This is a genomic window from Paenibacillus sp. KS-LC4 (genome assembly GCF_036894955.1).
GTDB lineage: Bacteria > Bacillota > Bacilli > Paenibacillales > Paenibacillaceae > Pristimantibacillus.
In genome coordinates, this window is the sequence record NZ_CP145905.1 from 4330005 (window position 1) to 4353288 (window position 23284).

Genomic DNA, 23284 nt, shown 5'->3' on the forward strand with positions numbered 1-23284 from the left:
AAGCCACTGATTTGGAAGCTAAGCCGCATCAGCTTTCATTCAGACTTAGTCCTTCATTCCATTCGTTGAGCTATCCTTTGACAGCAGACTGCTGAGCTCCTTCATGAACATATCAATATCCTTGAACTGCCGATATACAGAAGCAAAACGAACATAAGCGACTTCATCAACCGGATAAAGCTGACCCATCACCAGCTCGCCAATATCACGGCTCTCCACTTCAGCATGTGCAGTCGTTCGCAGCTCCTTCTCCACCTCGGAAACAACTACCTCCAGCCTCTCTGCGGGAACCGGGCGCTTCTCGCATGCACGAATTAAACCACGCAAAATTTTATCACGGCTGAACTCTTCGCGGCTGCCATCCTTTTTGATGACAACCAGCGGCGTTTCCTCAATCATTTCAAACGTCGTGAAGCGGCTTTTGCATTTCTCGCATTCCCGGCGGCGACGAATGGACTTGTTCTCGTTAGCGGGACGCGAGTCCAGCACCTTCGTTCCGGAATAGTCACAATACGGACACTTCATACTCTTTTCCTCCTCTCTACGCTAACTTTAAAAATTTCCATACAATTCCTGTAATGAAGTTCGGATTTTCGCACATAATACTTTTACCAACCGCGAGGAGGTGAACACACATGAGCGCAAACCGCAGCAGCAACCAACTGGTTGTACCACAAGCGACAGCAGCACTCGACCAAATGAAATTCGAGGTTGCTCAAGAGCTTGGAATCGCGATTCCACAAGACGGTTACTATGGTAACATGGCTACAAAGGACGCTGGTTCCATCGGAGGGTACATTACCCGCCGCCTGGTACAAATCGCTGAGCAATCCCTTGCAGGGGGCTCCCATTAATAAATAGCTCTTGTAATAACAGACAGCTTTGGCTGCTTAAGTCCTGAAGTGACGGGCAGCCAAAGCTTCTTCCTGTTTACGGCTCAAGCTCCGGGTATAGGTCTTTGTACTTATTATAATACTTCACGACCTTTTGTACATAATCGCGTGTTTCTTTATATGGAATTTTTCCAGCATCTTCGAGCGTGCCGTTCCATTCCCCCGAATCGAGCCATTGCCGGACCTTACCTGGACCTGCATTATAGGCAGCAATGACAACGATATTATTTTCGTCAAATTGTTTGTGAAGCGAGGCCAGATACCACACCCCCAGCTCGATGCTCACGTCAGCGCGATTGCGCAGCGTCTCCTCATCAACCTGCTCGAAGCCCGCCTTCTCGACGATCCATTCGGCCGTGGTTGGCATAATTTGCATCAGCCCCAGCGCACCCTTCTTCGAAACCATTCCCGTCTGGAAATTCGTCTCCGCCCTTATAATAGCCGCCACCAAATGCGGATCTACCTTATAGCTAATGGCGCTTGCCCGAATGTCCGCCTTATAATCAATGGGATAGAGCTTTTTGAGCAGCCATGCCGGTTGAGCGACAATAATGACAACAATGATTAGAAATAATAGCAAAAACAGCCTTCTCCGAGCGACCTTTCTTCTCTTGGCCCTCAGCATGTATAAGCCTTGCTCTTCCAAAACTCTTGAACCTGCTGCCTCGTCTGCACGAGCGTTCCGCTGTTGTCGATGACCCAGGTTGCTCTGCGCTTCTTCTCTTCCATACCCATTTGAAGCCCTATGCGCCGCCTTGCTTCGTGCTCATCTATGTTGTTTCGCGCCATCAGGCGCTCCAATTGGATGTGCTCCGGCACGTACACAACGAGTACGCCTTCATACAAATGCTCTTGCTCCGTCTCATACAGCAGCGGAATATCCGCAACGATCAGCGCGTCCTGATGCTGACGTTCATAATCAGCCATTCGCTGCTGCATCGTAGCCCTAATCGCCGGATGCAAAATGGCTTCTAGCTGCCCTAGCTTCGCTTTGTTATTAAATACGATTTGGCCGAGCGCTGCCCGATCAAGTGTACCGTTCTTATGTAACACAGCTTGTCCGAACGCAGAGGCGACCGCCGCTAGAGCGGGCTCCCCTGGCAAAACAACTTCTCTTGCTACCTGATCGGCATCCACCAGCAGCGCTCCGAGCTCCACTAATAGCTGGGCAACGGTGCTTTTTCCAGTAGCAATGCCGCCGGTTAATCCGATCCTCATGCCCTTCCACCTCATCCTTACAGCAGCTTTGATATTCCAATCATTATAAGCAGAATGCCTGGCAGTACCGCAAGCGCCTGCATGCCCCTCCAATGTGAGAAGCGAAAGCCGAAGCTAATGCCCCCTAGCAAAAATAATGCACTAGCCGCAGCGATTACAATCGCTGTCAGCAAGGCAGGCAATCCAATCATCGCAGCCCCGATTCCCGCACCGAAGGCATCGAGTGACAGCGCTACGCCGAGCATGATCGCCTCAGAGGCGGATATAGTGCCCGACTTATCGACGTCCGCAGCCTGCGGCGCTCGCAAAATCTGAATGACAAGCCCAATGCGCTTTAGCTCAACCATGACAACAAGCACCGGATGGCTGGCCTCCGCCGCTGCTGCGGAGATCCCCGAAGCTGTGGAGGCTGCTTCTGCTTCCTGCTCAGCGGTCGCAGCGGTCATCTCTGCACCAAGCAGACCTGAGCGCTCCTCTGGCAACAGGAGGCTATTACGAGAAGCTGCGGATGCATGGTCCGCATCCACCTTCTTGCTTTCATGACGATTACGCCGCAGCTGGAGCAGCGCCCAGCAGCCAATGCCCATCAGCACGATGGCGCCAATCAGGCTTGCCGCGCCTGGCGACAAATATTTTGCAATAACACTGCCTAGCTGCATCGACAATAAAATGATTAAGCCTGAGCAGCAAGCGATAATTAGCACAGACAGCAACGGAATGCGAATACGGCGCAAACCATACGTTATGCCAACGCCGAAGCCGTCCACGCTCACAGCAAAAGCGAGCACGATCAACGAAACCAGATGCAAAGCCAACCCTCGTCACTCCCTGCACATGCAGGCGCCCCGATTACAACCTACAGGGCATCTGCCTATTGTTCATCACAATAAACAGCATATGCAGCAGTATGCCTGGGGTGAATGGCTTTTAGCATCAATGGCCTGGCTTTCGTATACGCAATCAGCCCGCGCTTTGCCCGCCCGCTTGCTCCGGCACCTTCTGGCAGCTAGGGCAAATATGCGTGCCTCTGCCGCCAACGACAAACTTCTCAATAACTCCTCCACAAGTATGGCAGGGCTCGTCCTTCCTGCCATAAACGAGCAATTGATGCTGAAACATGCCCATCTCGCCTTGTCCGTTCACGTATGATTTAATGGATGAACCGCCCGCTTCCACCGCCTTGCCAAGCGTAGAGCAAATAGCGGCATGCAGCCTGTCCCACTCTCCAGAAGCAAGCGAGCTCGCGGTCCGCTCGGGATGAATGCCCGCTTGAAACAGCGCCTCATCCACATAAATATTGCCGAGTCCGACCACATATTCCTGATTGAGCAGCAGCGGCTTGATTTTCGTAGATCGCCGTGCCAGCTTGGCATGCAGCACATCGCGGGTAAACGCAGGCTCCAGCGGCTCAAGGCCCAGCTTATTCAGCGGCGGCAGCTCGAACTCCGTTCCCGGCGTGAACAAATGCATCGTACCAAACTGCCTGACATCCTTATATCTTAAATCCGTTCCATCCTCAAAATGGAACAGGACATGCGTATGAAGCTCGATTGGTTCATCGCTTTGGAATAATCCATAGCGGCCCTCCATGCGCAAATGCGACACGAGCACAAGCCCGTCCATCACGATGCGCAGAAACTTTCCGCGCCGTTCGACCGTCTCGATCGTCATGCCGACAAGCGCATCCTCGAATTGCTCCGGCACAGCCGGACGCTGAATGATGCGGGGAAGCCGCACCGTAACCGATTTAATCTTTTTTCCTGCAACAAGCTCAATTAATGTTCGTCTAACCGTTTCTACCTCTGGAAGTTCCGGCATATCCTTTCACCTCAACGTCTATTATACCTGATTTCCGCTCCCAGCGGGTTATTTCGCTTCATACCAGTTCGCTCCATAACTAACGTCCGCCTTAAGCGGAACATCGAGCTTTATGGCGGCCTCCATCACCTCGGGAAGGAGCCTTTTCATCTGTTCCAGCTCATCCTCCGGCACCTCAAATACCAATTCATCGTGTACTTGGAGCAGCATTCGGCTTTTGAGCTTCAGCTCTTTCAGCTTCTGATTCATATGCACCATCGCCAGCTTAATTATATCCGCCGCTGTGCCTTGAATCGGGGAATTCATTGCTGTTCGCTCAGCGAATGAACGTTTATTGAAATTTGAATGGTTAATATCCGGCAAATACCGTCTGCGATCAAGCAAAGTCGTTACGTACCCCTGCTTCGCCGCTTCAACCTTAATTCGATCCATAAACGACTTCACGCCTTTAAAGACGCCGAGATATTGCTCAATAAACCGTCCGGCTTCATTGCGCGTAATGTTCAGGTTGTTGGACAGCCCAAAATCGCTGATGCCGTACACGATGCCAAAGTTTACCGCCTTCGCCGAGCGGCGCATATTTGAATCAACCTGATCCTCGGTAACGCCAAATACATCCATCGCCGTTTTTGTATGAATGTCCATGTCCTGAATGAACGCTTCCTTCATATTCTCATCGCCGGAAATATGGGCGAGCACACGCAGCTCAATTTGCGAATAGTCCGCTGCGAGAATGGTCCAGCCCGGTTCGGACGGGACGAAGGCTTTGCGGATTTTACGGCCTTCCTCCAATCGAATCGGAATGTTTTGCAAATTGGGAAATTGACTGCTCAGACGGCCCGTTGCCGCAATAGTTTGGCGGAAATACGTATGGATTTTGCCCGTCTGCTCGCGAACTTCCTTGAGCAGCCCTTCCACATAGGTGGATTGCAGCTTTGCAAGCGTCCGATAATGCAAAATCAGCGGCACAATTTCACTGTATGGCGCCAGCTCCTCCAGTACCTCCGCATCTGTCGAGTAGCCCGTCTTTGTCTTTTTCCTTGCGGGCAGGCCTAGCTTCTCGAACAGCACCTCGCCCAATTGCTTAGGAGAATTCAAATTAAACTCCATACCCGCCTGCTTGTAAATTTCCGTCACCAGCGCCTTCAGCTGACGCTCCAGCTCGCTGCCGAGTGTTTCCAGTTCCGCCTTCTCGACGCTAATACCCTGATGCTCCATTCCTGCCAAAATAACGGAAAGCGGCAGCTCCAACTCTTCATATAAGCTGAGCATGTTTGTTTCCTTCAGCTCGTTATGCTGCAAAGGCGCCACTCTGCGCACCGCATCGGCTTTCGTTGCCAAATGCTGATACAGCACAGCCGCAGCTGGAACCTTAAGCTTCGCTCCTTTGCCGTACACCGACTCATCATTAGGAACAGACGGCTGGTCGTAACGATGGACGATACCCGAGAGCAATAGACTTGACTCTGTCGGGTCAATGACATAAGCCGCGAGCTGCACATCGAAGCTTACGCCACTTAAAGGGATGCCCGCCCACTTCAAGGCCAGCTCGACCTTATGCGTATCAAACCCGATCTTCTTCTTCGCTGGATCAGCAAGCCAGCTTCGCAGCGGCTCTGTGAACGCCTCCTTCAGCGCAGGGAAAGGAAGTGCATACGCCGCTTCTGCGCTCGCCAGCGCCAGCCCGACCAGCTCGGCCTGATGCGGATTTTCACCTATCGCCTCCACATACAAACCGAAGCCGCTCTCATCCGCTTCAAGCGCCTTCATCAGCTCAGCGAGCTTCGGCGCATCCTCAGCCGACTCGATTACAGTCAGGTTCAGCTCGGCAGCTTCGCCTGCTGAACCACTTCCTTCGCCGCTCAGTCCGAGCCGTTCCTGAACGGACCTGAACTCCAACTGGCGCAGCATGTCCGCAAGCGCCGGCCCATTAAAGCCGTTGTAGCGAATCGCCTCCGGCTCCTGCTCAGGGGCAAGCGGCACCTCGCGGTGAATCGTCGCGAGCTTCTTGCTCATTACCGCATCCTCTTTATGCTGCTCGACCTTTTCCTTCATCTTGCCTTTCAGGCTGGCTGTGTTCGCCAGCACTTCCTCAACCGTGCCAAATTCATGCAGCAGCTTCAGCGCTGTTTTCTCGCCAACGCCTGGAATGCCCGGAATGTTGTCGGACGCATCGCCCATCAGCCCTTTCAAATCAATGATTTGATTAGGCGTCAGTCCGTATTTCTCCTTAATGGCATCAGGCGAATATCGCTCCTGCTCGCTCACGCCTTTACGCGTAAGCGCGACGGTTACATGCTCCGATACAAGCTGGAGCATATCCTTGTCGCCCGTGACGACAAGCGTCTCCACCTTCTGCTCGTTCGCAAGCCGTGTGAGCGTCCCGATAATATCGTCCGCTTCAAATCCATTAAGCTCAAACTGCGCAATTTGAAAAGCCTGCAACAGCTCCTTGAGCACCGGGAACTGTTCCGACAGCTCCGGCGGCGTTTTTTCCCGTCCGCCCTTATATTCCGCGTAACCCTCATGGCGAAAGGTTGCCTTCCCTGCATCAAATGCAACGAGCACATGCGTCGGTTTTTCATCTTCAAGCAGCTTAAGCAGCATCGTCGTAAAGCCATATATCGCATTCGTATGTAAACCAGCCGAATTCGTAAGCGGAGGCATAGCAAAAAATGCCCGGTACGCAATACTATTTCCATCTAATAACATCCATTTATCCATTATTGACACCTCATTTATCGGTTCTAATGGTATCATACCATAACTGCAAATGCCTTTGCTCCCTTCTCGCTCCCTGCTGACAACATTGCTATAGACACGCAACCGCAGCTAGTATCAGTGAGGCTTCCGTCCCCTTAAGACATCTCCCTTCCCGTGAAAAAAAGCTCTCTCCAAGCTCCATATGGATCGCTCAGAAACAGCTTTTCTCATTCCGTCATCGCTGATAAGCAAGACCGGCAATTTCACCCGGCCGCCCTAGAAAATAGCCTTGGGCATAATGCACACCCATTGCCTTTACTTTGTCCAGCTCCGCTTGATGCTCAATGCCTTCGGCGATAATCCCAATAGCCATTTTGTCAGCCAACTGGACAAGCGTATGTACAATATGCTCCTTCATCTCGTGCTCATTTATGCCCATAATAAGGGAACGGTCTACTTTAATATAATCCGGCTGCAGCTCAATAATGGCCTGCAGCGAGGAGTAGCCAGCACCTACATCGTCGATAGCAATTTGAAAGCCTTGTCTGCGATATTGCGCAAGTATGGCAAGCACAGAGCCATAATCCTCAATACCCGAACGCTCGGTAATTTCAAATACGATATGATGAGGCGACAAGCCCCTCTGCTCCATCATTTTGACAAGCTGATCAAGGTAAAGGCTTCCTTCATTTAGCAATTGCGCCGTCATATTTAAAAACAGCTTCTGATGGGACTGAAGGCCGATGCTGCCCTCCACTGCCTGCTCACGCGCCGTTTGATCCAGCCGCGCAACCTCTCCCAGCTCCTCCGCGAAAGAAAACAGTTCAAGGGGATTGTTAAACCAATTATTTTTAGGGAACCGCGTAAGTGCCTCATATCCGAATGTCATCAGCTCGCCGCCGGTTTCCTGAATCGACATAATTGGCTGATAAACGGGAATCAGCAGCTTGCCGTGAATAAGTCCGTTCATATATTGAAGCCGCTTGGCGCGCGATAAGGATTCCTTTTGCTGGCCGTATAGCAGCGCTTGCTTTAAAGCTTCATACAGGCGGGAGTCTGGGCTTCCTATATCGCTGCGCTCAACCAAGCCTACGCCCGCATGCAGACACAGATCTGCAATGTGCCCGAGCTCGGCTCGACTGAACCCCCGTTCAGCCTCTTCCTGCCATTTACCTGCAGCCTGCAATAAATTGTCCTGTAACTCCTGCTGCTGCAAGTCTGGCAAAGCCATAACGATATACAAATCATCGCCCATCCAAATCTTGTTCCTTACTTGAGCAGCCGTCTCCGGGCTGGCATAAAGCATCATTTCTATGTATAGCTTCCATCTCTTCCTAAATGAGGGGGGTAGTTGCCGAAAGGCGCCTGCCGACTGCTTACTGTGCCAGGACAAATAAATAACGCCAATATTTTCCGGCTTCTCATCCATTATAAGGCTGCTTCGCTGCAATATTGCTTGATGATGTCCCACGTCTCACTTCGATCCCCTCTGTAGCCATACGATCTTGTGTGCAAAAGGCCATATCTTGCATGACATACACACTGCCTTTTTGCATCTTGGCACGCTTCTTAAGCTTCGCTGTTAGAGTAGATATATGACTAGGCGTCGTTCCACCGGCAGCAAGCATTAAAGATAGGGATAAGGTAACCCCTTCCTGCTCCACTGTATTGCCGTGACGATCCTCCACCATACTGACTTCCACCCCGCCGTAATACCTTTTTACCCCGCCGTCGAAACGCTCAATCAGCCTGGTGCAAACTTTCTCAGCATAAGAGGTCTCCGTTACCATAATGAAATCATCACCGCCAATATGCCCGATAAAATCGCTCGCCATCCCGTATTCATCCCTAATTCCGACTAGCGTATCAGCTAAAAAACGAATAAGCGCGTCGCCTTGGCTAAATCCAAAGCAATCATTAAACCATTTGAAATAATCCAAATCCGCATAAATGACGGCGAATGGCTTGTCGCCGCTGCTCCTGCGAGCGAGCTCCAACTGAATGCCCGCATTGCCGGGCAAACCCGTCAGCGGGTTGGCTGATCTTGCCGCCTCCATGCGAAGCGACGTAATGCGCTCCAAAATATCGCGAACCGTCGTTGCCCCAAGCAGCTGTCCTCCCGCTGTAATGATAACGACATCATACAAATGGGAAATATCCCGTGCCATCGCCAGCTGAGACACCTGCTCTATGGGCATGTCCGCGTCTACAATTAATGGCGCTGCATTCATAATTTTTTCAACAGGACGAGTAGAATAAAGCGGCAGCCCATATTTCCCCGCTAGCAGCTCATGCAGCCTCTGCTTCATCAGCAAGCCGACAGGGCGCCCCTCCTCCTGTAAAATAACGCATTGCTCCTTGCCATTCCTATTGAAAAAATCGGCAATTTCCGCCACGCGCGCTTGTGTTGAAAAGACGGGAAACGGCGCTGCCTGCTCACCAATGCTCATGCCCGGGGCTGCATAATAAGCGATCGCCGATTGCTCCGTACCTGCACGTTTTTCCGGTTCAAGCGAAGCGGCTATCTCCTGCTGATTTTGCCTATCTGCATAGGTCAGCACAGCTGTTTTTTCCCGCTGCATCTCCTTAATCGAGCTTATCGCCGCATCATCGGGCTGGCTGCCTGTACCTCCTATGCTGCTGTACACCGGTTTCGCTCGCTGCCACGCTTCCCTAATTGCTTTCCAGGCGGCTTGTTCAGCCGCAGCAGCACTCTGCTCTGCCGGCGGATCAGCGAGCACATGGCCAATTAAAGCATTTTGCTCTCGGCTTATGAGTTTAGACAGCTCTGCTGCACTGTCCTTCAACGCCTGTTCAGGCGAAAGCTTCGAGCCATTGCTGCCGAGCATAAAATAATACTCCTGCTCAAAGCCATGCTTCCAGATCAGCCTGAACGACTCCAGCTTCCGCTCCCATATCCGTATCCCATTTACAGGCAAGACTTGTTCCCCTGTTAGTTTTATATATATGACGCCAATACCTCCAAGCCGCCAGCTTTCCTTCATCACTTGGAGCAATTCTATATGGATCAGACCAATTGCCATATCGTCCATGCCAGGTCTCCCTTTAGTCTTGGTTGTTCTGCTTCTACCTTACCAGCCAAATGTGAGCACAGTAACATATTCATGTAAACTAACTGTAAAGGACAAAAAAACAACTCCATACCAGCTTGCTTAGCAGGCAGAAGTTGTTGCTGGGGCATAAACCGGCCCGATTGAGACTACGCAGGAAGCAAGAAGGCAAGGTGATCACCCGAAACGACCTGAAATATAGTCACTCGTTTCTTTTTTGCTTGGGTTCGTAAACATTTTTTCCGTATTTTCGAATTCCACCAGCTCGCCGGACAGGAAAAACGCCGTCTTGGCCGAAATCCGCGCCGCCTGATGCATATTGTGCGTGACAATAACGATGCAGTAGTCCTGCTTCAGCTCCGTAATCAGCTCCTCGACCTTCGAGGTCGAAATCGGATCAAGCGCCGAGGCTGGTTCATCCATCAAAATAATGTCTGGCTTGACCGCAATAGAGCGGGCAATACATAGCCGCTGCTGCTGTCCGCCTGACAGCCTAAGCGCCGACGTATGCAAGCGGTCCTTCGTCTCTTCCCAAAGCGCCGCTTTGCGCAGCGATTCCTCTACAAGCTCATCGAGCTCGCTTTTATTTTTGATGCCGTGGTAGCGCGGGCCAAAAGCAATATTTTCATAAATCGACTTATGAAATGGGTTCGGCCTCTGCCATACCATCCCGATGCGTCTGCGCAGCAGCACTACATCGGTTTTCGGATTGTTGATATCCTCATCGCCAATCCAGATTTGTCCGGTCATTTTAGCATTCGGAATTAAATCGTTCATTCGGTTCAGCGTCCGCAAAAAAGTCGATTTCCCGCAGCCGGACGGCCCGATGAGCGCTGTAACCTGTTTATTTTCGAAATCGATCGTTACATTTTTAACAGCCTTATTGCTGCCATAATAAACGCTTAAATCGCGTACGGATATGCCATTTTCAGCCATATGCTGCCATCCTCCTATTTCGTTGCGGTAAACTTGCGGTACATAAAGCGGCCTAGCCAGCGTGCGATTAAATTAAACAGCAGCACGGTGATGACCAGCACTGCCGAAGCTCCAGCAGCAATTTCCGCAGCATCGGGAGCAAGTCCCTCGGAATTGATTTTCCAAATATGAACCGCAAGCGTTTCAGCCGGACGCAAAGGGTTAAGGGGCGATACCGGGCTCAGCGGGTTCCAATCCGAAAAATCGAGTCTAGGCGAGCTCATGCCAGCCGTAAAGAGCAGCGCCGCCGCTTCACCGAATACGCGGCCCGCAGCCAAAATCGTGCCCGATACAATGATCGGCAATGCGATGGGCAGCATAATGGACGTAATTGTCTTCCACTTCGTAAGACCGAGCGCAAGCGCGGCTTCCTTCTGCTCTCTTGGCACGCTTTTGAGGCCCTGCTCTGTAATCCGCACCATCAGCGGCAAATTGAACACAGTGAGCGCAAGCGCACCCGCCAGCAAGGAAAAGCCGAGACCGAAATAATTGACCAGCATAAGCAAGCCAAACAAACCAACAATAATAGAAGGAAACGAAGATAAAACCTCAACGACAAGCCGGATAAAATCAGTCAGCTTGCTCGGCTTCGCATATTCACTCATATAGATGCCTGCGCCTATCCCAATTGGAACGGTAATAATCATCGTCAGCACGAGCAGGAACAAGGAGTTGAACAGCTGCGGTCCAATCCCTCCGCCTTCTCTGAACGATTCAGGAGCCGAGGTCAGGAAGCTGAAGCTGATATGGCCTAGCCCGCGCACAAGGATGAAGCCGAGCAAGCCAATGAGCAGCAGCACGATGAATGCAGCTACGCCAATAATGACGGCTGTGGCTATTTTATCTACTGTTTTTGGTTTCATAGTTTAGACCTGCCTTCCAGCCAGCGTACGATAAATACGAATACGAATGTCATGAGCATCAAAATCAACGCAAGCGACCATAAGGCATTGTTATGTGTGGAGCCGGCAGCCGTGTTGCCCATGCTGAGCGTAATAGCGCTAGTCAGCGTCGAAGCAGACTCAAACAGGGAGCGCGGTACAAAGGGCGCGTTGCCGATAACCATCTGTACAGCGAGCGCCTCGCCGAATGCCCGTGCAATACCGAGCACGACACCCGTCATGAGTGAAGGAAGCGTAGTCGGAATGACGACGCGATAAATCGTTTGCCAGCGTGTGGCACCTAGTGCGTAAGAGCCTTCCTTAAGTCCAGCAGGCAAGGAGGCAAGTGCATCTGTCGCAACCGTCGTCATCGTTGGCAAAATCATAATGGACAATACAAGTGCACCCGCAGCTACGCCCAAGCCTTGTCCAGGAAAAATATCACGGAATAAAGGCACGATGACGCTAAGACCGATAAAGCCGTATACGACGGAGGGAATGCCCGCAAGCAGCTCAATAACGGGCTGCAAAAACTTGCGTCCAAACTTTGGCGTAATTTCAATCATAAAGATGGAAGCACAGATGCTAAGCGGTGCCGCGAGCAATGCCGCAAGCAGCGACGTGCTGAAGGAGCCGAAGATGAACGGGAATGCACCGAAGGATGGGGGAGATCCTTCCGGGCTCCATTTTAAACCGCCTAAAAGCTCAAATACGTTTACATGATCTTTAAAAAAGGTGCTTAGTCCACGGGATGCGACAAAATACACCATGGCAATAATCGTCGCAACCAAAAACAAGACACATAAGGTTGTATATACTTTACCGACCCATTCCTCTACAAAATGGTTTTTGCCCGCAGAACGGCCATTGCCCGCTGTTTTTTTCGGTATCGTTTGCGCCATAATGATCTCCTCTATACAGCCAGAAAGAGGCAGATTGCGCATCCGCCTCTTCTGCTGGCCTATGAATGATTAGCTGCTACTTCTTAGTGATGTTGCCGTCAAGATCGCGAACGACTTGCATTTGGCTAGTTGGGATGTATCCCAGTTCAACAACCAATCCTTTATCGTTTTGGATCTCGTCGCTCATCATGTATTCCAAGAATGCTTTGGAAGCTGCATCAGGCTCGCCTTTTGTATACATGTGCTCGTAAGCCCATACTGGATAAGTGCCGTTAGCAACGTTTTCTACGTTAGCTGCTACGCCGTCATAGCTAACGGATTTGATGGAATCATCGAGGTAAGAAAGAGCAAGGTAACCGATAGCGCCTGGTGTTTCGCCGATAATTTTCTTAACTGTACCGGAAGAATCCTCTTGGATCGAGCCTTGTAGGTCTTCGGATTTTTGACCAAGTGCATATTTCTCAAAAGTAGCGCGAGTACCGGAGCTTGCAGGACGGTTTACGATTACGATTGCTGCATCGTCGCCGCCAAGGTCTTTCCAGTTCGTTACTTTGCCTGTGAAAATATCAACCAGCTGCTGCTTCGTCAGGTTGTCTACTTTTACTTCCTTGTTTACAACTGCTGCCATAGCGACTACTGCCACTTGGTGATCAACCAATGCTTTTGCTTTATCTGCATCCAGCTTCTCTTCTGCATAAACGTCGGAGTTGCCGATATTTGCTTGTCCTTCGGATACTTGCGTCAGGCCCGTACCGCTGCCGCCGCCTTGTACTTGAATTGTAACGCCGCTGTTTTTTTCCATGAACATTTTCGAGGCTTGGTCAACCAATGGTTGAAGTGCAGAGGAGCCTGTTGCTAGAATCGAGCCTGTAAGCGACGATGCTTCTGCAGATGGTTCAGCGGATGGCTCAGTCGATGGGCTGCTGGAGCTAGTTGTATTGCCAGCTGCCGTACCTCCATTGCTTGCTTGGCCGCATGCAGCCAGTGTAAATGTCAGTACCATTGCCATAATCAACATCAAAGACTTCTTCATTTCTTATTTTCCCCTCTCAATACCTTGTTTGCTTCACAAGACCTATTGTAGATCGGGGGCATTATCCTAATGTTTTCGGTTTGTAAAATGATCAATTAAATATCATAGATTTTTTCTATGAATATGGATATGATATAGATAAAATGAAAGATTTCAGGAGGCAGCGCATGAGTTTGTTAAAAATGAAGTTAATGGTCCTCATTGATCGCTATAAACAGATCACCGCAGTAGCCAATGCCCTGCAAATCAAGCAGCCTACCGTCAGCTTTCATATGAAGAAGATGGAGGAGGAATGGGGCGTCAAGCTGTTCGAAATGCGAACGGGAAAGGTGCTGCTCACGAAAAATGGCAAGCTGCTGCTTCATTATGCTTCGCAAATTGACCAATTATACAGCGAGGCGGAATCGCGGCTTGGTGCCATTCATGCAGCAGAGAAAAATCGTTTTGTGATTGGCTGTACGACCAGCACCGCTGCTTATTTGACGAGCAGCGCCGCAATAGGAAAGCTTCGGGCACTGACAGGCAGCCATGCCGCCGTTATCTCCGTTGCCGTTCATGATGAGGATGAGCTTTATCAAAAGCTGCATCTGGGAACGATCGACTTTATTTTGTATGGAGCAGGCAAGCAGCAGGCAGAGGGTAGCGAATTTCGCTATCAGACGATGGGCGCCTCGCCGCTCCGGCTTATTATTCCTCGGCAGCATCCTTTATATGAGAGCTCAGAGGAACGCTCCCTTTATTCGCAGCTCGAAAAATATGAGTTTGTCGAGCTTGCTGACAGCTCCGTTGCTCAGCACATTCATGAGTGGAGCCGCAAATGCCAGTATTCGCTAACCTCATTCGCCTCCTACGGATCGGTAGAGCTGCTTCTACATGCCGCTGCGGCCAGCGGAGATCTTGCTATCTTGCCCGAATGCTTATTGCCGCATGCGGCAAAACTTGAGGAGCTTGAGTTAACGCTCACTGTGCTGGACGATGAAGCAGCGCGGTGGACCATGACGGCAAGCTGGCGAAGCCAGCATTGGGATCAAGCTTTTATGCAGCAGGTGCTGGAAATCATCGGCTTATAAAAATTAAAAAGCCCCATTTCCACGGCAGTGGAAATGGAGCTCTTTTCACTAGATGATTAATTGACTACATTTCTAAGTTAAACGTTCAAATCTGGTCTTGTGCCTGTCACAATGTAGACGACGCTCTCACCGATGTTAGTGGCGTGGTCGCCGAAGCGCTCAAGGTATCGGCCAACAAAGCTAAGCAGCGAGGACTGCGTTATGTTGCGCGGGTTTTCCATCATGAGGGAGTAAAGCTCGCGGGTAATTTGCCCGTACAGCGCATCGACCTGGTCGTCATCCTTTGCCATTTTGTAAGCGAGATCGACATTTTCTTGGATGAAGGATTGGATGGATTCCGTTGTCATCATTTGTACAATTTCAGCCATGCGGGGAAGATCAATGAGCGGCTTAATTAGTTCCTGCCCATCCATACGCAATACGACCTTAGCAATATCAACCGAAAGATCACCCATCCGCTCCAGATCGCTGGCAATGCGGAAGGAGGATAATATACGGCGCAAATCCTTCGCTACCGGCTGCTGCGTCGCAATGAGCTTTGCACCAAGCTCCGTTACTTTCTCCTCCAGTTGATTGAGCAAAGGATCCGCTGAGATAACTCGCTGTGCGCGCCCCACATCAACGGCTTTTAATGCTTCGATGGCTTCGACCAATGCATGTTCAACAAAATTCCCCATCTCAATTACAAAATCATGAAGCTGCTCGAGACCGTGGTCGAACTCCTTGCGTGTTGTCATCATTTTAACTTTCCTCCCAAATGATCAATCTTTACATGGAAACGCATGAGCCCGCGTGATCGGCATTAGCCGAAGCGTCCAGAAATATAATCCTCCGTGCGCTGGTCGGTTGGATTGGAGAACAGCTTTTCTGTATCCGCATATTCAACGACCTCGCCGTTCAGGAAAAATACCGTTTGACCTGACACCCTAGCCGCCTGATGCATATTGTGCGTAACCATGACAATCGTATATTTATCCTTTAGCTCCTGGGTAAGCTCCTCGATTTTCAAGGTGGAAATCGGATCAAGCGCCGAGGTCGCTTCGTCCATCAGCAAAATATCCGGATTTACCGCAATCGCTCTTGCGATACACAGCCTTTGCTGCTGACCGCCCGATAAGCCAAGTGCCGAGCGCTTCAAGGAATCCTTCACTTCGCCCCACAGCACCGCGGATTTCAAGCTCGTTTCTACAATTTCATCAAGCTCTTTTTTGTTTGTAATGCCGTGCAGGCGCGGACCATAAGCCACATTATCATAAATGGACTTCGGAAAAGGGTTCGGCTGCTGGAATACCATGCCGATTTTACGGCGCAGCGCCTCTACCTCTACTTCATTCGAATAAATATTTTGTCCATCAATCATGATGCTGCCTTCAATCTTCGTCCCTTGAATCATGTCATTCATGCGGTTAAGCGTCCGCAGCAAGGTCGATTTGCCACAGCCGGAAGGCCCAATAAAGGCGGTAATCGCCTTAGCCGGAATTGTAAGCGATACATTCTTCAGTGCGTGAAACGCTCCGTAGTACAGGTTCAGCTTGTCTATGTTAATTAGCGCTTCCAAATGTTCTCCTCCTTATTGCTTTCCATTGCCCGGGGTAAAAGCGTATGCTTACGATGCTGCTTTCCTGCGGAAAGCTTTAAGCGAACGCTAACGCTTCTCCAGCTCAAGCTTTTCATTCCGTTACGCCTTTTCCACCACGCTTCTATATGTTACAGATTGTTTGTAAATCTTATATTGGATTTATGTTAACGCGGTGTTAAAAGTAGACGATTTAGGAGAGCCTGCTTTTTTGCAGGCTGCTCATCTCGTCCGCAACATGCTGCACTTGCAAATAAGCCCGCTCAGCCAGTGTTCCAATTTGTCCGGCATTGCTGCGATTGTCAGCCGCCGCATGAAATAGGCTATTGAATGCGCCTTCTACCTCATGCACATGCGCTTCACTTGATGCCGTCTCCAATCTGCCGCTTTGCGCGAGCTGCGCCGTCTGTTCGATTTTCTGAATGATCGTCTGGATAAGCGATGTAATCGTAGCAGCCGATGCTTTCGTCTGATTCGCCAGCTTCATCACTTCGCCAGCTACGACCGCAAAGCCCCGCCCCTGCTCGCCAGCCCGCGCCGCTTCAATCGAAGCATTAATCGCAAGCAAATTGCTTTGCTCTGCAAGCTCCTTTATAAGCCCTGACACCTTGCTAATCGAGCCAGCCTCCGCCTGCAACGAACGCATCTGCTCCTCCTGCAGCTGTGAATTCGCAGCAATAGAGACGAATGCTTGCGTTACTTTATCCAGCTCGTTCTTCCCCTTTAGCGTCAAATCCACCATCACGACCGACAGCTCCTCACCCTCCTCCGTGGAGCCACGCACGCTTTGAATCGCTGATTCGATTTCCTTTACTCGCTCTTCTGCAGATTGAATCGTCCTGCGCTGGGCCTGCTCTGCCTCCTCCTGTAGCCTTTTCGAAAGCTTTAGCAAGTCGGCAACCGTCAAGATGCCTGCGAACCTATCATCCTCTGTTACAAGCACGCAATCATAGAGCACTTTTTCCTGACGATTAAGCGCCCGCTCAATGAGATGCTCCGGTGCACTGTCCCTATCTATAATGAGCGGGGCTGCATCCATCATGACGGTAATAGGCTTCTCATAATACAAATCAGCACTGAAACGATGGCCCAGCTTTAGAAAAAAATGCTTCCGCATCATAAGTCCCTTTACTTTGCATGCGGCGTCGCAAATGACGACACATTCCGATTCGGGATGCTGCTTGAAGACAGCTATCGTCTCTTTGCAGGTCCGCTCCTCCCGTACAAACGGTGCCTGACGAATAAAATCAACAAGCTGGACAGCCTGCTCCAATGGAGCGTCTGCCTGCTGCATCCTATCGGCAGTCTCTAAAGTTAAGATATTTTCTGCCTGTTGCTCTGGAAGATTGGCTTCTAATTCATCCATATCCAGCTGTATATCCATCGGATGCGCCAGCTCAGCAGTCGTCATTTGTCATCATCCCTCCGTGAGTCCTTCTTGCTTTACTATAGGTCTTTAGCATCAACAGAAATACTATGCTATGTTAACGCAATGTCAAATTAGACCAAGCCCGCCAACGAGAGATTCCACTTTAAGGAAAAGGAACAAAAAACCGTTATTCCGCTGCTGAATCAACAGGGGAATAACGGTTTCTTAATAAAGGTTTCTTACATAAAGGTTAAATTTTAAACTGCGACAGTTTTCCTAGCAGCTCCTGAACCATATGGTCGAGCGATTCAGCCGCTGCCGATATTTGCTGCATCGACGCTAGCTGCTCCTCGGAGGCTGCCGCAACATTATGAGAATTCGATGCGGTATCGCCAGCTATAACCGCCATTTGCTCAACACTTGCGGTCATTTGCTGCGAGCTTGCATTCATTTGACCAGCCGCTGCTGAAACCTCTTGAATTTGACCGCTCACCGCGCTCATTTCACTCATTATTGCATGAAAGAGCTCGCCGCTTCCTTCCACGGTTTGCGCGCCGCTTGCCACTTCCTGGGAGCCTCTTTGCATCGTTAGCGCCACATGCTCCGTATCGCTGCGGATGCCATTCACAAGCTGTGACACTTGATCCGCAGCCTGCTTCGTTTGCTCCGCCAGCTTCCGCACCTCTTGGGCTACTATTGCAAAGCCTCGGCCATGCTCACCGACACGCGCAGCCTCAATGCCAGCATTCAGCGCCAGCAAATTTGTTTGTACGCTGATCGCTGTAATCAGGCCTGTCATTTGTCCAATCTGAGCAGAGCGTTCATTAAGCCGATCAATCGCTGCTTCCGTCTCGGTAACTGATTGCTGGATTTGTCCCATTTGCCGGACAGCCTGCTGCATCATTTGATAACCATCGGCCGTCTGGAGCGCGACGCCATTGGCAGAGGCCGCTACCTGATCGCTCGATTCAGCTATGCGCTGAACATGGCTGGACATCGCCTGCATGGCCTCGGCGGTGCCGCCTGCATATTGATTTTGCGACTCGGCATCCATCGCCACCGTCTGAATGGATTCGGCAATCGTCTCGGATGCCTTGCTCGTCTGGTCAGCGCTAGCCGTCAACTGCTCCGACGTTTCACTGACGGCTATTCCAAGATTCGTCACGAGCTGGAACATGCTCCTCAGCTTCTCGGTCATGCTATTGAAGGAGGCCGCCATTTTACCCAGCTCATCCTGCTGTTTTATAGCAATCGTCTGGGTGAGGTCGCCCTCGGCCATTTTTTCAAGGCTAATGTTAAACAATTGCAGCTTGCGAATGACCATAAAGCGAATCAGGAGAGAAATAATAACACCTAATAAAAGCATTGAACTTATCGCAACGATAAGCAGACTCGTCTGACTCTTCGTAAATTCAGCAAAAATCGCTGTTTTCGGAATAACGCTTTGACTGTACCAGAACTGGGTGCTTCCTGGCAATGCGATCGGCTCGAACAGCCTCAGCACTTCGTCTCCGTCTGCATTCGGGGTATAGCCCGATAGGCGCGTTCCGTTTATCACATCATCCAGCAATGCCTGTTTTTCGGCATTATCGCCAAAAGGCTGATTTAAAGTGGCTGGATCGTTGGGATTAGCCAAATATTTCCCTTTTTCACTTATAAGCGATACATGCCCGCCCATCGGAGTATATTCGGCTGCTGCTTTTTGAAAGCTTTCAATTGATATGTCAGCGCCAACGATGCCTAGAAAGGCGCCGCTTTGATCCATTATCGGTAAAACAATTGATGTAATCAGCACCTGCTGACCAGCTACCTCATAAAAATAAGGATCGACATAGGTCGTTTTTTTAGACTCCTTAGGCAGTAAATAATAATCGCCAGCCCCTTGTACCGTATAATCCGTTAGCGGACTAACTGCCGTACTGCCTCCATTACGGAAAACATAAGGGATAAAGCGACCTGTTACATCATCGTAAGGCTTAAAATTAATGTTGTCCTCATCTTTCTGATCAAAAGCATTTGGCTCCCAGAGCGTATAATAAGCGAGCACTCGCGGATCATTTTCAACCATGGTTTCCAACAGCTCTACGACGTTTTCCCGCGACAGCTGCTGTTCGCTGCGGGTATTCTGAAGCGTAAATTTCAAATTCTCAAGCTTCGACTCCACTGCTGTCATTTCCCTTTGAATCATCATCATATAATCTGTTCCAGCAATTTGCCCCTCCTGCTCGCCTTTCGTAACGGCAAGCGTCCGCAGCTGATTCAAATTGAGAGTAATCATGACACTGAAGATGGCAAGCAAGCAAATGATGACACTGGATACCAATTTAACCGTCAAAGATAAATGCAAGTGGTTCTTTCTCATATTACCCGCTCCCCTTCAAAACAACATGAATCGTTAATCGACAATAAATACTTATATTTTTATAGGTATATAGAACTATATTGTTAATTCTTCTTACCTAATGTGTAATTTAAAGCATTTTTGAATGCAAAAAACCGCGAATAAAATTCGCGGCTCTTGCCCAAGCGTTGGAATGATTAACAAGATTTACGTCTCAAAATCCGAACATCATACGCAGCAAGGGAAAGTGCAGCCCCCACATGTCCACCATTCAAAACATCCTCATAAGCGTGGTCATCGAGCACTACTTGCTGCTCTTGCGGTGTAAAGTTGGATACAAATACATAGTCCGTCTCCCCATCGCTGCGCAGCTGTGCGGTTACGCCTTCAGGCAGCTCGGTATCCAGCACTTTGCGAATGCCCTCCTGCTCCACTAGCGCCTTGAAGAAATCCGTGAAAAATGGTTCTTTATTGCGGGAAGCTACATAATACGCTTTCCCCTTGCCCAAGCGGTTTACCGTCAATGCCGGACGGCCAGCATAGAAATCCTCGCCGTATACGGCCAGCGACTCTGCTCCTTCAAGGTGGATAAGATCGCAAAGCTCATGCGCTTCGTACTCGCCCGACAAGCCGAGAGCATTGCCCTCCGACATCACTACGCGATTCGTCTCGCCGTCATGAAGGGAATCGATTTCCTCTGACCAGATGCCGAGCGTTTTGCGAAGCGGCCCAGGGAAGCCTGTCAAAAAGCATAAATCGCTTTCGTTAACGATGCCTGTCCAGTAAGTCGCTATAAACGTGCCGCCATTTTCAACAAACTTCTCAATAGCCTCGCCAACGCCTGGACGCACCATATACAGCATAGGAGCAATTACGATTTTATATGAATCCAATGCACATTCGGAATCAATAATGTCCACTGGTATGCCAAGCTCCCAGAATGGACGGTAATGCTTGCGCGCTGTTTCCTCGTAATGAATGCCGCAGTTGCGCGGGCCTTGAGAGTCTTTGACCGCCCAGCGGTTTTCCCAATCATATATGATCGCAACTTCGGGCTTAACCGTTGTGCCGACCACATCCTCAAGCTTTGTAAGCGCATGGCCTACGTCTGTTACATCTTTAAATACACGGGTATGCTCATGTCCGACATGGTCAACGACCGAGCCATGCAGCTTCTCGCTGGAGCCGCGGCTTTTGCGCCATTGGAAATATTGCACGGTATCCGAGCCATGGGCTACGGCCTGCATGGAAGACAGCAGATGCATGCCTGGCTTCTTCAGCTTGCTTACCGGCTGCCAGTTCGTCATGCTTGGCGTGCTTTCCATCAGCATAAATGGCTTACCGCCTTTAAGCGAGCGGAAAATGTCATGGTTGAAGCCGATCCAAGCCGCAAGCTCGCTATCGCTTTCGAGGCTGTGCCAGGTTGGGTATGCATCCCACGAAATCATATCGAGCATATCCGCAAACTTCCAATAATTCAGCCCTTCGAAGTCGAGCATAAAATTAGTTGTAATCGGGAGCTCCGGATTAATAGCGCGAAGCGGCTCCATCTCCTTACGACAGAAGTCCACCGTCTGATCAGTAACAAAACGCATCCAGTCCACATTCATGCCGTGAACAGCTCTTTCTCCGCGTTGCGTCGGTGTATCAATTTGGCTCCAATCGGTATAGGTATGACTCCAGAACGTCGTCCACCAAGCATCATTTAATGCCTCAAGTGTGCCATAACGCTGCTGCAGCCAGCCGCGGAACGCCTCGGCGCACAGATCGCAATGGCATTCGCCGCCGAACTCATTGGAAATATGCCAGCCAATAACAGCCGGGTGACTCGAATAACGCTCAGCCAGCTTCGTATTCATCATTTGCACTTTCTCGCGGTACACCGGAGAGGAGAAGCAATGGTTATGACGTGCGCCATGCAGATTGCGAATGCCGTTCTCATCTACACGGAGCACTTCCGGGTATTTGGAGGACATCCATGCCGGTCTTGCTCCGCTCGGCGTTGCAAGCAGTGCATAAATGCCATTAGCCGCAAAACGATCGAGCAATTGATCCATCCATTCAAAGGTGAAGACGCCTTCCTCTGGCTCAAGGGCAACCCAGCCGAAAATACCAACCGACATGACATTGCTGTGCGATAATTTCATTAAACGAATATCTTCCTCAAGGATATGAGGATATTTAAGCCACTGGTCCGGATTATAATCCGCGCCATGAAGCATTTTGGGAATTTTCGAGCTGATTGGGGGAAATTTGCTGCTCATCTGTATAACCTCCTGTAATAGCGGCCCTCGTTTGACGAACGCCCATTCTTTAACTATATTCATATTATATAGCTCGTTTTATCGAAACTAAATCTCACAATATTATTATCGCTATAAAAATATGAAACAGGATGTGCAGCAAATGGATACCATTGCATTCCCGCTTGTAACAGATACCGAGCTTGCGCTGCCGCTTTTCGTCGACATTATCGGACATTGGAGCAATCAGGAGGCCATTGATCGCATGAATGGCTTTCCTCACTATCAATGGCTGCAGGTAGCTTCTGGTGAAGGCGAGCTTATTATAGAAGAGAAAAGCTATTCGGTGAAAAATGGCCAAGGCTTCTGCCTGTTCCCCGGTGTGCCCCATCGGTATTATGCGACCCGCGAGCCGTGGGATGTGCATTTTGTAAGCTTTGGCGGCAGCCTGTGTGAAACGTTGTTCGGGCAGGCCGGCATTACTGAATCCGGCGTCTATGCAACAGCAGATGGAGAGGTATTAATTTCACATATGCGCAGCATCTACGCCATGTCGCAGTCGGATCGCCCGTTCCTCGGACTGGAATGCTCAAAGCTGCTCTACGCGATGCTGCTAGATCTGATGAAGGTCGTTCGTGTCAGCTCTCATTCCGCGCATCAAAGCTTGTCGAGGCTCCATCCCGTCATTCAGTACATTGAAGCACATGCTGACAGCCTCATTACGATTGAGGATTTAGCAGGTTCAATTCATGTGACACCTCAATACTTATGCCTGCTATTTAAGAAAGCGATGCGCATGCGACCGATGGAATACGTCAACCGCGAGCGTATCAACCGCAGCAAGCAGCTGATGTTTCGTGAGAGCACGCTAAAAATGCAGGAAATTGCCAAGCTGTCCGGCTTCGACAGCGCAAGCTATTTCAGCTCCGTCTTTAAACGTCTTGAGGGCGTGGGCCCTGAGCAGTTTAAAAAAATGCACGGCATGCGTTAACCCTGTTATCCGCAGAGCATGGGACGAGACTAGCCGCTTACTAAACGTTTGGTACTGCGCCTTATTGGCTTGTGCGACTTGCATGACTTGCACGACTTGCACGGCTTGCAGCCCCGCTTATTCGGCTGGCTATCTAGTGGACTGCACGGCATGTTATAATGCCAGCATCTGCTTGATTTAATATGCCGTGACAAGTGGTT

At 50.2% G+C, this 23284-nt stretch carries 20 protein-coding genes; 3 read left to right on the top strand and 17 right to left on the bottom strand.

The window, feature by feature from the left end:
* Positions 1-45: 45 nt before the first annotated feature.
* On the bottom strand, positions 46-525 hold the full coding sequence (nrdR, locus tag V5J77_RS18240) for a transcriptional regulator NrdR (protein WP_338552231.1): 480 nt from the start codon (positions 523-525) through the stop codon (positions 46-48).
* A gap of 110 nt (positions 526-635) precedes the next feature.
* Here nrdR and V5J77_RS18245 point away from each other — a divergent pair, with 110 nt between their 5' ends.
* On the top strand, positions 636-854 hold the full coding sequence (locus V5J77_RS18245; protein WP_046230244.1) for an alpha/beta-type small acid-soluble spore protein: 219 nt from the start codon (positions 636-638) through the stop codon (positions 852-854).
* A gap of 76 nt (positions 855-930) precedes the next feature.
* Here V5J77_RS18245 and V5J77_RS18250 read toward each other — a convergent pair whose 3' ends face one another.
* From V5J77_RS18250 to V5J77_RS18300, 11 genes are all read right to left on the bottom strand, one after another.
* A complete protein-coding gene (locus V5J77_RS18250) occupies positions 931-1473 on the bottom strand; it encodes a lytic transglycosylase domain-containing protein (RefSeq protein ID WP_338552233.1) in 543 nt (180 codons plus the stop codon).
* Between the two features lie 38 nt (positions 1474-1511).
* The gene (gene coaE, locus V5J77_RS18255) at positions 1512-2111 is read right to left on the bottom strand and encodes a dephospho-CoA kinase (RefSeq protein WP_338552234.1); all 600 of its coding nucleotides are present in this window, start codon (positions 2109-2111) and stop codon (positions 1512-1514) included.
* Positions 2112-2128: 17 nt separating this feature from the next.
* On the bottom strand, positions 2129-2926 hold the full coding sequence (locus V5J77_RS18260) for an MntP/YtaF family protein (RefSeq protein WP_338552236.1): 798 nt from the start codon (positions 2924-2926) through the stop codon (positions 2129-2131).
* Between the two features lie 145 nt (positions 2927-3071).
* The gene (gene mutM, locus V5J77_RS18265; RefSeq protein ID WP_338552238.1) at positions 3072-3929 is read right to left on the bottom strand and encodes a DNA-formamidopyrimidine glycosylase; all 858 of its coding nucleotides are present in this window, start codon (positions 3927-3929) and stop codon (positions 3072-3074) included.
* A 48-nt stretch (positions 3930-3977) separates the two neighbouring features.
* Complete coding sequence (gene polA, locus V5J77_RS18270; RefSeq protein ID WP_338552239.1) at positions 3978-6653, bottom strand: DNA polymerase I; 2676 nt, start codon at positions 6651-6653, stop codon at positions 3978-3980.
* A gap of 214 nt (positions 6654-6867) precedes the next feature.
* A complete protein-coding gene (locus tag V5J77_RS18275) occupies positions 6868-8103 on the bottom strand; it encodes an EAL domain-containing protein (protein ID WP_338552241.1) in 1236 nt (411 codons plus the stop codon).
* Complete coding sequence (locus tag V5J77_RS18280) at positions 8054-9685, bottom strand: GGDEF domain-containing protein (RefSeq protein ID WP_338552242.1); 1632 nt, start codon at positions 9683-9685, stop codon at positions 8054-8056. The genes V5J77_RS18275 and V5J77_RS18280 overlap by 50 nt, the downstream gene beginning before the upstream one ends.
* 195 nt (positions 9686-9880) lie before the next feature.
* Complete coding sequence (gene pstB, locus V5J77_RS18285) at positions 9881-10639, bottom strand: phosphate ABC transporter ATP-binding protein PstB (RefSeq protein WP_338552243.1); 759 nt, start codon at positions 10637-10639, stop codon at positions 9881-9883.
* A gap of 14 nt (positions 10640-10653) precedes the next feature.
* Positions 10654-11541: a phosphate ABC transporter permease PstA gene (gene pstA / locus V5J77_RS18290; RefSeq protein ID WP_338552244.1), complete on the bottom strand. Its 888-nt coding sequence runs from the start codon at positions 11539-11541 to the stop codon at positions 10654-10656.
* A complete protein-coding gene (gene pstC / locus V5J77_RS18295; RefSeq protein ID WP_338552245.1) occupies positions 11538-12461 on the bottom strand; it encodes a phosphate ABC transporter permease subunit PstC in 924 nt (307 codons plus the stop codon). The genes pstA and pstC overlap by 4 nt, the downstream gene beginning before the upstream one ends.
* A gap of 76 nt (positions 12462-12537) precedes the next feature.
* Positions 12538-13494 (bottom strand): phosphate ABC transporter substrate-binding protein PstS family protein, encoded by a 957-nt coding sequence (locus V5J77_RS18300; RefSeq protein ID WP_338552246.1) that lies wholly within the window; start codon positions 13492-13494, stop codon positions 12538-12540.
* 167 nt (positions 13495-13661) lie between these two features.
* Here V5J77_RS18300 and V5J77_RS18305 point away from each other — a divergent pair, with 167 nt between their 5' ends.
* Positions 13662-14564: a LysR family transcriptional regulator gene (locus V5J77_RS18305; protein WP_338552247.1), complete on the top strand. Its 903-nt coding sequence runs from the start codon at positions 13662-13664 to the stop codon at positions 14562-14564.
* 77 nt (positions 14565-14641) lie between these two features.
* Here V5J77_RS18305 and phoU read toward each other — a convergent pair whose 3' ends face one another.
* The 5 genes from phoU to V5J77_RS18330 all read right to left on the bottom strand — a co-directional run bounded on the left by phoU (position 14642) and on the right by V5J77_RS18330 (position 22114).
* Complete coding sequence (phoU, locus tag V5J77_RS18310; protein WP_338556911.1) at positions 14642-15301, bottom strand: phosphate signaling complex protein PhoU; 660 nt, start codon at positions 15299-15301, stop codon at positions 14642-14644.
* A 65-nt stretch (positions 15302-15366) separates the two neighbouring features.
* Positions 15367-16122: a phosphate ABC transporter ATP-binding protein PstB gene (gene pstB, locus V5J77_RS18315; RefSeq protein ID WP_338552248.1), complete on the bottom strand. Its 756-nt coding sequence runs from the start codon at positions 16120-16122 to the stop codon at positions 15367-15369.
* A 211-nt stretch (positions 16123-16333) separates the two neighbouring features.
* A complete protein-coding gene (locus V5J77_RS18320; RefSeq protein WP_338552249.1) occupies positions 16334-17551 on the bottom strand; it encodes a methyl-accepting chemotaxis protein in 1218 nt (405 codons plus the stop codon).
* 208 nt (positions 17552-17759) lie between these two features.
* Positions 17760-19871, bottom strand: coding sequence for a methyl-accepting chemotaxis protein (locus tag V5J77_RS18325; RefSeq protein ID WP_338552250.1), 2112 nt, complete (start codon positions 19869-19871; stop codon positions 17760-17762).
* Positions 19872-20047: 176 nt separating this feature from the next.
* The gene (locus tag V5J77_RS18330) at positions 20048-22114 is read right to left on the bottom strand and encodes a beta-galactosidase (protein WP_338552251.1); all 2067 of its coding nucleotides are present in this window, start codon (positions 22112-22114) and stop codon (positions 20048-20050) included.
* Between the two features lie 142 nt (positions 22115-22256).
* On the opposite strand from V5J77_RS18330, the gene V5J77_RS18335 reads away from it, so the two are divergent.
* A complete protein-coding gene (locus V5J77_RS18335) occupies positions 22257-23084 on the top strand; it encodes an AraC family transcriptional regulator (RefSeq protein ID WP_338552252.1) in 828 nt (275 codons plus the stop codon).
* The last annotated feature ends 200 nt before the right edge of the window (positions 23085-23284 follow it).

Coding starts and splice junctions, on each gene's coding strand:
- nrdR (WP_338552231.1), bottom strand. CDS start 525: ATGAAGTGTCCGTATTGTGACTATTCCGGAACGAAGGTGCTGGACTCG.
- V5J77_RS18245 (WP_046230244.1), top strand. CDS start 636: ATGAGCGCAAACCGCAGCAGCAACCAACTGGTTGTACCACAAGCGACA.
- coaE (WP_338552234.1), bottom strand. CDS start 2,111: ATGAGGATCGGATTAACCGGCGGCATTGCTACTGGAAAAAGCACCGTT.
- mutM (WP_338552238.1), bottom strand. CDS start 3,929: ATGCCGGAACTTCCAGAGGTAGAAACGGTTAGACGAACATTAATTGAG.
- polA (WP_338552239.1), bottom strand. CDS start 6,653: ATGGATAAATGGATGTTATTAGATGGAAATAGTATTGCGTACCGGGCA.
- V5J77_RS18280 (WP_338552242.1), bottom strand. CDS start 9,685: ATGGACGATATGGCAATTGGTCTGATCCATATAGAATTGCTCCAAGTG.
- pstB (WP_338552243.1), bottom strand. CDS start 10,639: ATGGCTGAAAATGGCATATCCGTACGCGATTTAAGCGTTTATTATGGC.
- pstA (WP_338552244.1), bottom strand. CDS start 11,541: ATGAAACCAAAAACAGTAGATAAAATAGCCACAGCCGTCATTATTGGC.
- pstC (WP_338552245.1), bottom strand. CDS start 12,461: ATGGCGCAAACGATACCGAAAAAAACAGCGGGCAATGGCCGTTCTGCG.
- V5J77_RS18300 (WP_338552246.1), bottom strand. CDS start 13,494: ATGAAGAAGTCTTTGATGTTGATTATGGCAATGGTACTGACATTTACA.
- V5J77_RS18305 (WP_338552247.1), top strand. CDS start 13,662: ATGAGTTTGTTAAAAATGAAGTTAATGGTCCTCATTGATCGCTATAAA.
- phoU (WP_338556911.1), bottom strand. CDS start 15,301: ATGACAACACGCAAGGAGTTCGACCACGGTCTCGAGCAGCTTCATGAT.
- V5J77_RS18320 (WP_338552249.1), bottom strand. CDS start 17,551: ATGACGACTGCTGAGCTGGCGCATCCGATGGATATACAGCTGGATATG.
- V5J77_RS18325 (WP_338552250.1), bottom strand. CDS start 19,871: ATGAGAAAGAACCACTTGCATTTATCTTTGACGGTTAAATTGGTATCC.
- V5J77_RS18330 (WP_338552251.1), bottom strand. CDS start 22,114: ATGAGCAGCAAATTTCCCCCAATCAGCTCGAAAATTCCCAAAATGCTT.
- V5J77_RS18335 (WP_338552252.1), top strand. CDS start 22,257: ATGGATACCATTGCATTCCCGCTTGTAACAGATACCGAGCTTGCGCTG.